Source organism: Yersinia sp. 2545 StPb PI, assembly GCF_052217125.1.
GTDB classification, from domain to species: Bacteria; Pseudomonadota; Gammaproteobacteria; order Enterobacterales; family Enterobacteriaceae; genus Yersinia; species Yersinia enterocolitica_E.
In genome coordinates this window covers 3,911,256-3,923,632 of the sequence record NZ_JAZGPY010000001.1, presented here as the reverse complement: position 1 = coordinate 3,923,632, position 12,377 = coordinate 3,911,256, and the positions used below count along the sequence as shown (strand labels likewise).

Below are 12,377 nucleotides of genomic sequence, written 5' to 3'. Positions count from 1 at the left end.
GGGTGAGTCCGTCGCAACATCGCTTAGGCTATGGTAAACTCAGCGGCTTTCTTGTGGCAAGTAACGTAAAAAAGCGACGTAAATACTTATGAAACACACTGTAGAAGTCATGATTTCCGAGCAGGAAGTCAAAGCCCGAATTGCCGAATTAGGCCGCCAAATCTCCGAACACTACCGCGACAGCGGCAGTGAAATGGTGCTGGTCGGGTTGCTCCGTGGCTCATTTATGTTTATGGCTGACTTATGCCGTGCCATTGATGTTTCCCATGAAGTCGATTTTATGACGGCCTCCAGCTACGGCAATGGCATGAGTACCACGCGAGATGTGAAAATCCTGAAAGATTTAGATGAAGATATCCGTGGTAAGGATGTGCTGATTGTTGAAGATATAATCGACTCCGGTAATACATTAAGTAAAGTGCGTGAAATTCTGCAATTGCGTGGGCCAAAATCATTGGCTATCTGCACGTTGCTGGATAAACCAGAGCGTCGCGAAGTTCAGGTGCCGGTTGAGTGGGTCGGCTTCGCTATTCCTGATGAATTCGTGGTGGGTTACGGTATCGATTATGCTCAAAGATATAGACATCTTCCTTATGTAGGAAAGGTTGTCATGTTTGACGAGTGATCAGGAACGGCTACTGTGCGTCGCCATTTTGAGATTACGCAGTACTTAGAATCCTCACGTACTACGTGTACGCTCCGGTTGTTGCGTGCTGGGCGCACTCAAACTGACTTAGCTCGCTACGCCTTATTTGCCGCTGGTCACTGCACGTCAATATTTTGAGTTCGAGTGTCTTTAGCAGCATTTAGGGATGGGAGAGGGTGTGCTTGAACACCCTCCCTGGCGACTGTTCAGTCTTTTCTATTAGGTTGCAGTAACTTTGCCATCGCTTCACGGTAAAGGACTTCAAGGCTACTGAGGCTGGTGGCCGAGACTTTCAAATCAGTCAGTTTGCCATCTTCAATACCATAGACCCAGCCGTGAATCATGGCTTTCTGCCCACGCTTCCAGGCGGACCGGACAATAGTCGAATGACCCAGGTTATAGACTTGTTCTACGACATTGATTTTACATAACATATCGCTGCGTTCTTCTTGTGGTAGCTCACCCAGCAGTGAGCTGTGCTTATACCAAAGATCACGAATATGCAGTAACCAGTTATCGATAAGGCCCATCTCTTCACCTTTGATCGCCGCTTCGACACCGCCACAACCAAGGTGACCACAGATAATGATGTGTTCGACCTGCAAAACATCGATGGCGTATTGCACCACGGACAAGCAGTTGAGATCCGTATGGATAACCAGATTGGCTACATTGCGGTGAACGAATAATTCACCCGCTTTTAGACCCGTTAGTTGCTCTGCGGGGACGCGGCTGTCTGAACAGCCAATCCACAGAAAACGGGGTTTCTGGGCTTGCGCCAGGTGTTCAAAAAAATCGGGGTCATCTTTACTGATAGAGTTTGACCACATGTCATTGTTCGCGAGGAGCTTCTCTATTTCTTTCATTAATGTAAATAGCCTGTAATGAACGGATTGCGATAAGATAATATACGGCAAGGATGACGATTTTGAAATCGGAACAGTGACCCTGTTGATCGCGCAATTTTCGTCTGCGTAACATCTTCTCGGTATCGACCCATGATCCCTTCTGCTCCCCGTAACTTGCCCTGACAGGCGAGCTAAGCAAGGCATGGGTATGCTGTTATCGCTGAGAAACTCATAGAATAAGGTTCTTTTTTACTTATGACATATGCACTGGAAATAACGCAACTAACCAAAACCTATGCAGGTGGCGTTCAGGCACTACGTGGCATTGATCTGCGCGTAGAGGCAGGTGATTTTTATGCCCTGCTTGGGCCGAATGGTGCGGGTAAATCGACCACCATTGGTATTATCAGTTCATTAGTGAACAAAACGTCCGGTAAGGTACAAGTTTTTGGTTACGATATTGATAACGATATCGTGAATGCCAAACGCCAACTTGGGTTAGTACCACAGGAGTTTAACTTCAACCCATTCGAGACGGTGTTGCAGATTGTGATTACCCAAGCGGGGTATTACGGCGTCACGCGGCGTGAGGCGTTACAACGTGCCGAGAAATACCTCACTCAGTTGGATTTGTGGAGCAAACGCAATGAGCGCGCTATCCGGCTGTCGGGCGGGATGAAGCGCCGTTTGATGATTGCGCGTGCGCTGATGCATGAGCCGAAGTTGCTAATCCTTGATGAACCTACCGCTGGGGTGGATATCGAGTTACGCCGCTCGATGTGGGGGTTCCTGAAAGAGCTGAATGCGCAGGGGACCACCATTATTCTGACTACTCACTATCTGGAAGAAGCAGAAATGCTGTGCCGTAACATTGGTATTATCCAGAATGGTGAACTGGTGGAAAATACCACCATGAAGCAGTTGCTTGGCAAACTTGAGTCAGAAACCTTTATTTTTGATTTGGGTATTAAAAGCCCGCTACCTAAGCTGGAAGGTTATGGCTATCGTCTGACGGACACCTCAACGCTGGAGGTTGATGTTAAGCGTGAGCAAGGTCTGAATGGTTTATTCAGTCAATTGAACGCTCAGGGAATTCAGGTACAAAGTATGCGCAACAAGGCTAACCGTCTGGAAGAGCTATTTGTCACCTTGGTTAATGGTAACGGGGGAGAGAAAGCATGACCCGCCTATATTGGGTAGCATTACAGAGTATTTGGATCAAAGAAATCACGCGTTTTGCTCGTATCTGGATTCAAACACTGGTACCACCGGTGATTACTATGTCGCTCTATTTCGTTATTTTCGGCAACCTGATTGGTGCCCGAATTGGTGATATGGGCGGTTTTAATTATATGCAATTTATCGTTCCCGGCTTGATTATGATGGCGGTTATCACCAACTCATATGCCAACGTCGCTGCATCGTTCTTTGGTGCTAAATTCCAGCGCAGTATTGAAGAGTTGCTGGTAGCACCGGTACCCACACATATTGTGATTATCGGTTATGTCGGTGGTGGGGTCGCCCGTGGGATCTGTGTCGGTATTCTGGTAACGATTATCTCACTGTTCTTCGTACCGTTGCATGTCCACTCTTGGTCAATGATTGCACTGACATTGATGCTGACGGCCATTCTGTTTTCCCTCGGTGGGTTACTGAATGCGGTATTTGCCAAAACGTTCGATGATATCAGCCTGGTGCCTACTTTTGTGCTGACCCCCTTGACGTATCTGGGCGGGGTCTTTTACTCGCTATCATTACTGCCCCCTTTTTGGCAGGCGGTATCGAAACTAAATCCCATTGTGTACATGATAAGCGGGTTTCGTTATGGCTTCCTTGGGATTTCTGATGTGCCATTGGTATTGACCATTGGTGTTTTGGTGGTATTCATCGCGGTGTTTTATGCGTGGGCTTGGTATTTGATAGAGCGTGGTCGTGGGCTACGCACCTAATACCCTTCGGCCTTGACGTTACAGCGGTGTTGGCTACGTTCACTTACCCGAATCACTTACTACTGTAAGCTCATCGGGATGCGCTGACTTGCCGCCTTGCTGTAACGCCAATGACTTTGGGTATTCTTTTCGGCCTTGACGTTACAGCGGTGTTGGCTACGTTCACTTACCCGAATCACTTACTGCTGTAAGCTCATCGGGATGCGCTGACTTGCCGCCTTGCTGTAACGCCAATGATTTTGGCTATTAGCAGAGATTGATCGTGAATTATTAGTTAGTTAATTGTTGTTAATACTGGAATTTAAACGTAATAAATAATGTCCCCATCTAATATCGTCTTTCTCAACTTCTGGCGTCTCGTGCTATGCTGGCGCACCAGATTTTCCCCTTTTCAATTCAGCGCCAAATGCGCATAAGTAGAACGATAATGTGGCATAAAAACAGAATAGCTATTGGGATGCTACTCGGTCTTGTCATGTCGGTAATGATACCGGCAACCCATGCAGATCTCTTACCTGATGAAGCAACACTTACGCCTAAATATATGGTTGCACAGCGTGATAGCGAAATATATTCACTGGTTGGTGAGAAGGTCATTCCTGTCGGTGAGATTAAAGAAGATCAACTTATTCAGGTTTTACCCGCCGCGGCAGAATACTATGAATTTAAATTTGGTAATGGCATCGGCTTTATTGATAAGGACGATTTAGAAGATATCAACAAAGCACGAAAAACCAACGATATCTTGGGTGATTTGAATAAACCCCTGCCCAATCAAAATATATTGATCAAGCGCGAAACTCCTGTCTATCTGGCGGCGGATGTGCGCAGTGAGCAGTTTGCTACGCTGGTAGATAACTTGCGTTATCCTATCGTGGGTAAATTGAAAGACCGGTTAGGGAATACCTGGTATCAGGTCAATATTGGTGATCGCTTAGGCTATGTCAGTAGCGTCGATGCTGAAATCGATAACGGCATCCCGATCCTGACCTATCACCATATGTTGAAGAATGAGGAGAATAAACGTTTCCTCAATACATCAACCACCACCTCTGATGCGGCATTCAGTAACCAGATGACCTATCTCAAGCAGACAGGTTACGACACGATTTCGCTCTATCAGCTTGAAGGTTATCTCAATAACAAGATTAATCTGCCCGCAAAAGTTGTAGTACTGACCTTTGACGATGGTCTTAAATCGGTCCACCGCTACGCATATCCTATATTGAAAGAAAATGGCTTCCGGGCTACGGCGTTTATTATTTCATCACGAATTAAGCGCCATCCACAAAAATGGAACCCTGATTCATTACAGTTTATGAGTATCTCTGAATTGAAAGAGATTCAGGATGTATTTGATGTTCAGTCTCATACTCATTTTTTACACCGGACTGATAATAAACGTAACCCTATCTTATTGAGCCGTTCTTATCACAATATTGTTTTTGATTTTGAACACTCACGACGAGCGTTATCTCAATTTAATCCGCACGTGATCTTTCTGTCATATCCCTTTGGTGGCTTTAACCAAACCGCTATCGATGCGGCTAAAAATGCCGGTTTCCATTTGGCGGTAACGACGATGCAGGGCAAGGTTAAACCCGGTGATAATCCGTATACCCTCAAACGGCTTTATATTCTGCGTACTGATTCAATACCGACTATGGCAGAGCGTATTGCCAATGAACCTGGCCAGCCGGTTGCCCCTGCACCTGCGGTGATGGAGTCGGATTAACAACTCGATGGTATGAAGAGGATATGAAAGATGGTGCTCTGGTAAGGCACCATTTTTTATCTTGAAAGACCAAGAATACAGGTGAGCAAACGTGGCTAACCTGAGCCTTCAGTAAGAAGGATATTACCCAAAGTAATTGGAGTCGCAGGTAGGCCAGCAAGTAAACGCATCCCGAGGAGCTGACTGAAGTCAGTGATTCGGGTAAGTGAACGTAGCTAACACCCCTGCGGCTTCAAGTACAAAGGGTAATTAAGCGACTTGAACCGGTACCGCTTTAGCTTTGCGTTGTAGTTGATTCTGACCTTCAAAATACGCCACTTTAGGGTGGTGCAATCGGGCATCAGCATCAGACATCTGTACGTAGGAACAGATGATCAGCTTATCACCGACACAAGCACAACGCGCCGCGGCACCATTCACCGAGATAATCCGTGAACCGCGTTCGGCGGCGATAGCATAAGTGGAAAAACGCTGACCATTATCAACGTTATAAATATCAATGGCTTCGTATTCCAAAATCCCAGCGGCTTCCAGAAAATCCTGATCGATAGCGCAGGAACCTTCATAGTGCAAATCAGCTTGAGTGACTTTGACCCGATGCAGTTTGCCTTGCAACATAGTGCGTATCATAACTCTTACCTTTGACCCCGGTTATTACCCAGAATAAGTCTGGCATCCTATCCCATCATCGATTGATTTAGGGAGAAGCATCCAGTTTTGCTGATTTTATACCGCTTGTCTATGGCTCAGCGATTGAGTGATAAAAACAGGAGACTAAAACGGGTCTGCGGCTAGCGGAACAGGGACTTGCTATCAAGCCCCCGATCCCATCGGTCTATCGGTTGCTTGTGCAGACTTTGGTCGCAGATATAGGCATACTGGGTCGCCACTAGGGGTGGAGATTGTGTATTTATTGGTGTTAATGTTCATTCTTATATTTAATATAAATTCGTCATTTTTATCAGTAATAGTGAAATGTTGCTCTTGGTTATTAGACCCCTTAGGCTGAGAAAATCTCTCTTCATATCCTGGTGCTGCTAACTGTTTTAATTGATTAAATGCTTTTGCTATGTTGCCGCGAATTTCCTCCGGGTTCATTGCATCGGTATTATTCAGAGGATGGTACAGTTGATAGAGACAATCCAATGCTTCAGCATGATGGGTACAACAGAAAAAGTCCTTTATTATCTCCCATAAACTCATCGATGGTGGTAGTGTTTTTTCCGCTATATTTGCGATGACTGAGTGACTAATCTCAGTGGAAAACAGATGATTTCCAACCCTAATTCCCATCTTCAACCCCCTTTTATTTATGCGATGTATTACATACAAAAGGCAGAGAAAATGCTTTCGGGTTAACACCTTGTTTGGTGAAGAATAAGAGGAGCAGGGAAGGGGGATGTGCGGTGAAAACCGGGCTCGGCCGCTATTCACCGCAGTCAGGGGTTAACTACGCAAATCAACCTGTTGGTTATCAATCAGGCGTGCTTTACCCAGCCAGGCGGCCAGCAGGATAACGGCTTGTTGACTGTCGATGGTCAATGGTTGCAAAGTGTGGGCATCGCGGATAAACAGTTCATCCGGGGTAAAACCGGCATGGCGTAATTGCTCTGCGGTGTCAGCCAGCAAATCATCAATCTGCCTTTCACCCAAGATCAGTTTCTCGGCCAGAGCTTGCATTATCTTATTGAGCTGCGGGGCGATTTTTCGCTCTTCAGCCGTCAGATAGCCATTGCGGGAACTCAGTGCCAGACCATCTTTCGCCCGCACAATCGGCACCCCGACAACATTGATGTCATAGCCCATATCCGCCACCATTTTACGGATCAGTGCCAGTTGCTGATAATCTTTTTCACCAAAACAGGCAACATCTGGTTGCACCAGATTGAACAGTTTGCTGACGATAGTGGATACACCACGGAAATGACCAGGGCGACTGGCACCTTCTAAAATAGTAGACAGGGCAGGGACGTCGACATAGGTCTGGCTTTCCAGACCGGCTGGATAGACATCGACTGCCGCAGGGGCGAATACCAGATCCACACCGTGACGGGTCAACTTCTCGCAATCTTCCTGCAAAGTGCGTGGGTAGCGAGCTAAATCATCCGGGCGTTCAAATTGCAGCGGATTGACAAAAATACTCACGACCACCACATCGGCACGGGTTTTGGCATCTTCCACTAATGTCATATGCCCTTCATGCAGGTTACCCATGGTTGGTACCAGTGCAACTCGCTTTCCTTCCTGACGCCAACGGCGAATTTGCTGACGCAATAGCGGCAGGGTTTCAATAATCAGCATTCTTCTCTCCGATACCGGTCATCTTTCAAATTGCAGGTGTGTTGGCTGCGGTGATTACTCGACCCATTCATGGGCCTCGCCTCTGCTTGCCGCCTTCCTGCATCTTGAAATCTATTGGGTATAAATAGGATGTAATAGCAGCGTATTATCCGCAAAATTTACTGGAATGTATGTTCTTCCGCCGGATATAGGCCACTTTCAACTTCCTGAATATACAGCTTAATGGCGGCGCGAATATCACCGGCACTTTGTGCCAGGAAATTCTTACTGAATTTAGGGGTATGACCGCCAGTAATGCCCAGCGCATCGTGCATAACCAGTATCTGCCCGTCAGTGACATTACCAGCACCAATACCAATCACCGGAATAGCCAGCTCTTCGCTAACCCGTTTTGCCAGTTCTACTGGCACGCATTCCAGTACCAATAATTGCGCCCCCGCGAGTTCAAGTGCCAGTGCATCTTTCAGTAGCTGATTTGCTGCTACTTCTTCGCGGCCTTGTACTTTGTAGCCACCGAAGATATTAACTGACTGCGGGGTTAATCCCAGATGCCCGCATACCGGAACGGCACGTTCAGCGAGCATGCGCACGGTATCACATAACCAGCTACCGCCTTCCAGTTTGACCATATTGGCCCCGGCGCGCATCAACTCTGCGGCATTAGTAAATGTTTGCTCTGGTGTGGCATAACTCATGAAGGGCATATCTGCCAATAATAGGCAATGAGGCGCACCTCGGCGCACCGCACGGGTGTGATAAGCCACATCCGCGGTGGTTACTGGCAGAGTCGAGTCGAAGCCTTGTAACGTCATACCGAGCGAATCACCCACCAGCAGTACCTCAATACCTTGCTCGACAAACAACTGGGCAAAACTGGCATCATAGGCTGTCAGTGTGGCGAACTTACGCTTTTCTTGTTTCCATTGACGCAAGTGGCTCATGGTGGTGGCTTTCATCACTCTTTTCTCCTGAGACAAGGGGTTAAGATGGTGGGGATATCAGATAGGGATGCTATATGTTGAATTAGGCAAGTATGAGTTACCAAGGCACCAGACCGTTTTTATCCACCCATTTAAGGCGTTCTGATAATGCTTCGCCATCGGGGAAAATCAGGTCAGGTGCGATATCAGCCAGCGGATAGAGCATAAACTCGCGCTCTTTCAAACCATAGTGCGGCACAGTCAGGCGATCGGTTGTTATCACCTGTGAGCCATACAGCATGATATCCAGGTCCAGCGTTCGTGGCCCCCAGCGTTGTTCTTTCCTTACCCGGCCCTGATTGCGTTCAATGGCTTGAGTGTGGTCCAGCAGTTGCTCGGGTGGTAGTGAGGTATCTAACGCTACCACGGCATTAAGAAAATCTGGCTGATCTTGTGGGCCTAACGGTTTGGTGCGATAAAATGGCGAACATGCAACTAACCGGGTGCGTGGCAGATGCTCCAACGCTTCCAGGGCGGTTTTAACCTGTTGCAGTGGCATAGCCTGATTGCTGCCTAACGCGATATAGACCCGGATCATGATGCGAATTATGCCCCTTCTTTACGTGGTGCTGGCTTACGTGGGCGGCGGGGACGAGAGCGTCGTGGTGCCGGATCAGCCCCTAACGTATTCAGCATGGTTTTCTGCTGTAGCGGTGTGGCTTCCTGGAACTCCCCCCACCATTGTGTCAAACGCTGCAACTCATGGTTATTTTCCACTTCAGCCCGCAGCGCTAACAGATCATAAGCAGCACGGAATTTCGGATGTTCCATCAACTTGTGCGCACGTTTACCCTGACGGCGAGACAGGCGCAGTTGCAGCAGCCAGATATCTCGTACCAGTGAGGTAATACGTTTTGGAACGGCCAGCGAACGGCACTCTTCATCCAGCACATCATTCATTGCCAGGGCAAAGGCATCGTAATACGCCAAACCGCTTTCCTGCGTCAGTTTTTGCGCATGTTCAATCAACGGATACCAAAGCATAGCCGCAAATAAGAACGCTGGGTTGACGCGTTGATCATTATGCAAACGATGGTCAGTATTTTTTAGTACCTGAACCAGAATGCGCTCCATCGGAGAGTCATGCTGCTCAGTGAAATTGCGTGCAATCAGTGGAAATAATGGTTGGAACAACTGATATTCACACAGTTTTAAATAGGTTTTATAACCATAACCCGATTGCAACAGTTTGAGTGATTCTTCAAACAGGCGCGCTGGCGGGATCTCGTGCAGTAATGAGGCCAGACGTGGGATCGGCTCAGCGGTTTCCGGGCTGATCGTCATATCCAATTTGGCGGCAAAACGCACTGCACGCAGCATGCGCACGGGATCTTCACGGTAACGAGTTTCAGGATCACCAATCAGCCGGATAATGCCTTCTTTCAGATCACGCAAGCCACCGGTGTAATCACGCAGGGCAAAATCAGAAATACCGTAGTAGAGGCTGTTAATGGTGAAATCACGGCGCTGAGCATCATCTTCGATGGTGCCAAAAATATTGTCACGCAGCAGCATGCCATTTTGCGCTTGCTGGGAAGAGTTCTTGTCGCTATCTTCCGCCGGTTGTTGCTCATGGTGGCCACGGAAAGTGGCAACTTCAATGATCTCAGGGCCAAACATGACATGGGCCAGGCGAAAACGGCGGCCAACCAGACGACAGTTACGGAATAATTTCCGCACTTGTTCTGGTGTCGCGCTGGTGGTGATATCAAAATCTTTCGGTTTTTTGCCCAGTAACAGGTCGCGGACGCCGCCGCCAACCAGATAGGCTTCATAGCCTGATTTATTCAGGCGATAGAGAACCTTCAGCGCATTATCGCTGATTTCTCTACGGGAAATATTGTGCTGATCTCGCGGAATAATCGTCATCGCACTCTGTTGTGAAGCAGGCACCGCATGATTCTTGCGGCCAGTATTTGTTCTGGCAGGCCTTTTCTCTTTGCGGGCCACGCTATCTTCACCGGGCACTTTATCTTTACGGGCACTACCATCACGGGCCGTATCATCACGGACAGCTTTGTTATCGCGTTCTGATTTATCATCGCGAATCAGTACCTTACGGCAGAAATTGGCTACTCGGGTAAAAATGGTACACCTCGATAGTGGCTAATAAATAACAGAACTACAGAAAAACAGCGGCTAATCATAGCTCACCGTGCTTACTTTGAGAATGCCGTTGTGTTTTCAGTGACTGCTATTGTCCCGTGAAGCGGAATTGCTGCCAACGTCCAATTTTCGACTGCAAAACGTAATAATAACGGTAAATCAAGATCTTGCCAGCATTCTGGCAGCGGTTGATGTAAAAACTTCAATGCATCAACCAAAATCGGGCGCGGATCGCCATCCGGTAGCGGTGTTGCATGGTTTTGCTTGGATAACTTATTACCGTCATGATTCAGTGCCAATGGCAAGTGCAAATAGCTCGGAACGGGCTGTTGTAACTGTTGGTAGAGGGCTATTTGGCGCACGGTAGGTTCAATCAAATCAGCCCCACGCACAATTTCTGTCACGCCTTGAAAAGCATCATCAACCACCACAGCTAAATTATAAGCAAACAAGCCATCTCTGCGGCGGATAATAAAATCCTCTTGTGCCAGCGCAGATTCAACATGCAACTCACCCAGTAATTTATCATAAAAGGCATAAATCGGCTGTGTCTGTCGCAAACGAATGGCGGCACTATCAGCAGGTAAATGGCGGTCACGGCAATAACCGTCGTAGAATCCCCCTAGCTGTTGAATGCGGCTGCGTGTACACGTGCAGTAATAACTCAGGCCCTGCTGTTTCAACCAGTCTAATGTGGTGCGATAGGCTTCATGACGCTGGGACTGATAGATAACCTGACTGTCCCAATGGAGGCCATAGTGATCTAATACCGCCAGGATACGGGAAGCAGCTCCGGGAATTTCTCGAGGGGGGTCAATATCTTCAATGCGAACTAGCCAGTTCCCGCGTTGAGCACGGGCTTGCAGGTAACTTCCGAGTGCGGCAATCAGTGAACCAAAATGTAAATCACCAGACGGGGATGGGGCAAAACGGCCCACGTACTTATGTTGCTGAACATAATGTTGCAGCACACTGGGCTGTTGAGTACTGATATCTTCGGACATAAAAAGGGAAGGGAATTCCGCGTAATAGATACGGTGCCGGAGGTGACTCTGGCACCGTGTTATACCCTTCATATTTGGAGTTGTAGGGTTGTTAGCTACGCCTCTCGCCCGAATTACTTACGTTTGTTAGCGCATCGGGATTCGTTCGCTTGCTGCCTATCTACAACGCCAATTTCATTGGGTATGCAGTTAGCCTGCCATCTGCTTTTCGCGGATTTCGGCCAGGGTTTTACAGTCAATGCACAAATCTGCAGTTGGCCGTGCTTCCAGACGACGGATACCAATTTCTACGCCACAAGACTCGCAGAAACCGAAATCGTCATCCTCGACTTTTTTCAGCGTTTTTTCGATCTTTTTAATCAGTTTACGCTCGCGGTCGCGGTTACGAAGTTCAAGACTAAACTCTTCTTCCTGCGCAGCACGGTCTACCGGATCAGGGAAATTAGCGGCTTCGTCTTGCATGTGCGATACAGTACGATCCACTTCATCCCTGAGCTGGTTGCGCCATGCTTCAAGAATCAGCTTGAAATGCGACAGCTGGGCGGCATTCATATACTCTTCGCCTGGCTTCTCTTGGTACGGTTCTACCCCAGCGATGGCGAGAATGCTCAAGGACGAGGTTTTACGTTTTTGCCCTTCTTGCATGATGCTTCTCCTACATTCATACGCACTATCGAAATCCCCAATACGGGGAAAAATCAGGCCGCTATAAATACCAGAAGGAAGGTAGGTTAGCAATTATTCCTGTCGCCTGCTTGACAATGGTGTGAAGGAAGGCGTATTTGGCGAACAACTTTCTCCAATAATC

At 47.7% G+C, this 12,377-nt stretch carries 13 protein-coding genes; 4 read left to right on the top strand and 9 right to left on the bottom strand.

The features are described 5' to 3' along the window. Positions 1–88 precede the first annotated feature (88 nt). Positions 89–625: a hypoxanthine phosphoribosyltransferase gene (hpt, locus tag V1955_RS18335; RefSeq protein WP_083160470.1), complete on the top strand. Its 537-nt coding sequence runs from the start codon at positions 89–91 to the stop codon at positions 623–625. A gap of 227 nt (positions 626–852) precedes the next feature. Here the strand turns inward: hpt and can are convergent, their stop codons facing one another. Further along, positions 853–1,512, bottom strand: coding sequence for a carbonate dehydratase (gene can / locus V1955_RS18330; protein WP_050086084.1), 660 nt, complete (start codon positions 1,510–1,512; stop codon positions 853–855). 237 nt (positions 1,513–1,749) lie between these two features. Here can and V1955_RS18325 point away from each other — a divergent pair, with 237 nt between their 5' ends. The 3 genes from V1955_RS18325 (at position 1,750) to V1955_RS18315 (ending at position 5,178) form a co-directional block, all read left to right on the top strand. Further along, positions 1,750–2,676 carry an ABC transporter ATP-binding protein gene (locus tag V1955_RS18325; RefSeq protein ID WP_083160468.1) on the top strand — a complete coding sequence of 309 codons (927 nt, stop codon included), beginning with the start codon at positions 1,750–1,752 and terminating at the stop codon, positions 2,674–2,676. Beyond that, on the top strand, positions 2,673–3,443 hold the full coding sequence (locus tag V1955_RS18320) for an ABC transporter permease (RefSeq protein ID WP_083160466.1): 771 nt from the start codon (positions 2,673–2,675) through the stop codon (positions 3,441–3,443). Before V1955_RS18325 ends, V1955_RS18320 begins: the two co-directional genes overlap by 4 nt. Positions 3,444–3,870: 427 nt before the next feature. Further along, on the top strand, positions 3,871–5,178 hold the full coding sequence (locus V1955_RS18315) for a polysaccharide deacetylase family protein (RefSeq protein ID WP_442821255.1): 1,308 nt from the start codon (positions 3,871–3,873) through the stop codon (positions 5,176–5,178). Between the two features lie 249 nt (positions 5,179–5,427). On the opposite strand, the gene panD is transcribed toward V1955_RS18315, so the two are convergent. The 8 genes from panD to dksA form a co-directional block, all read right to left on the bottom strand. Further along, positions 5,428–5,808, bottom strand: a complete 381-nt coding sequence (gene panD / locus V1955_RS18310; protein ID WP_032905470.1) for an aspartate 1-decarboxylase — start codon at positions 5,806–5,808, stop codon at positions 5,428–5,430. A gap of 183 nt (positions 5,809–5,991) precedes the next feature. Beyond that, positions 5,992–6,471, bottom strand: coding sequence for a hypothetical protein (locus V1955_RS18305; RefSeq protein WP_083160464.1), 480 nt, complete (start codon positions 6,469–6,471; stop codon positions 5,992–5,994). Between the two features lie 153 nt (positions 6,472–6,624). After that, positions 6,625–7,479, bottom strand: coding sequence for a pantoate--beta-alanine ligase (panC, locus tag V1955_RS18300; protein WP_372568687.1), 855 nt, complete (start codon positions 7,477–7,479; stop codon positions 6,625–6,627). 158 nt (positions 7,480–7,637) lie between these two features. Beyond that, positions 7,638–8,435 carry a 3-methyl-2-oxobutanoate hydroxymethyltransferase gene (panB, locus tag V1955_RS18295; protein ID WP_083160460.1) on the bottom strand — a complete coding sequence of 266 codons (798 nt, stop codon included), beginning with the start codon at positions 8,433–8,435 and terminating at the stop codon, positions 7,638–7,640. A gap of 82 nt (positions 8,436–8,517) precedes the next feature. Next, positions 8,518–8,997 carry a 2-amino-4-hydroxy-6-hydroxymethyldihydropteridine diphosphokinase gene (gene folK / locus V1955_RS18290; protein WP_083160458.1) on the bottom strand — a complete coding sequence of 160 codons (480 nt, stop codon included), beginning with the start codon at positions 8,995–8,997 and terminating at the stop codon, positions 8,518–8,520. Positions 8,998–9,005: 8 nt separating this feature from the next. After that, on the bottom strand, positions 9,006–10,328 hold the full coding sequence (gene pcnB / locus V1955_RS18285) for a polynucleotide adenylyltransferase PcnB (RefSeq protein ID WP_372559821.1): 1,323 nt from the start codon (positions 10,326–10,328) through the stop codon (positions 9,006–9,008). Positions 10,329–10,618: 290 nt separating this feature from the next. Then, positions 10,619–11,569, bottom strand: coding sequence for a tRNA glutamyl-Q(34) synthetase GluQRS (gene gluQRS / locus V1955_RS18280; RefSeq protein ID WP_442821254.1), 951 nt, complete (start codon positions 11,567–11,569; stop codon positions 10,619–10,621). 189 nt (positions 11,570–11,758) lie between these two features. Beyond that, complete coding sequence (gene dksA, locus V1955_RS18275; protein WP_002209354.1) at positions 11,759–12,214, bottom strand: RNA polymerase-binding protein DksA; 456 nt, start codon at positions 12,212–12,214, stop codon at positions 11,759–11,761. Positions 12,215–12,377 lie beyond the last annotated feature (163 nt).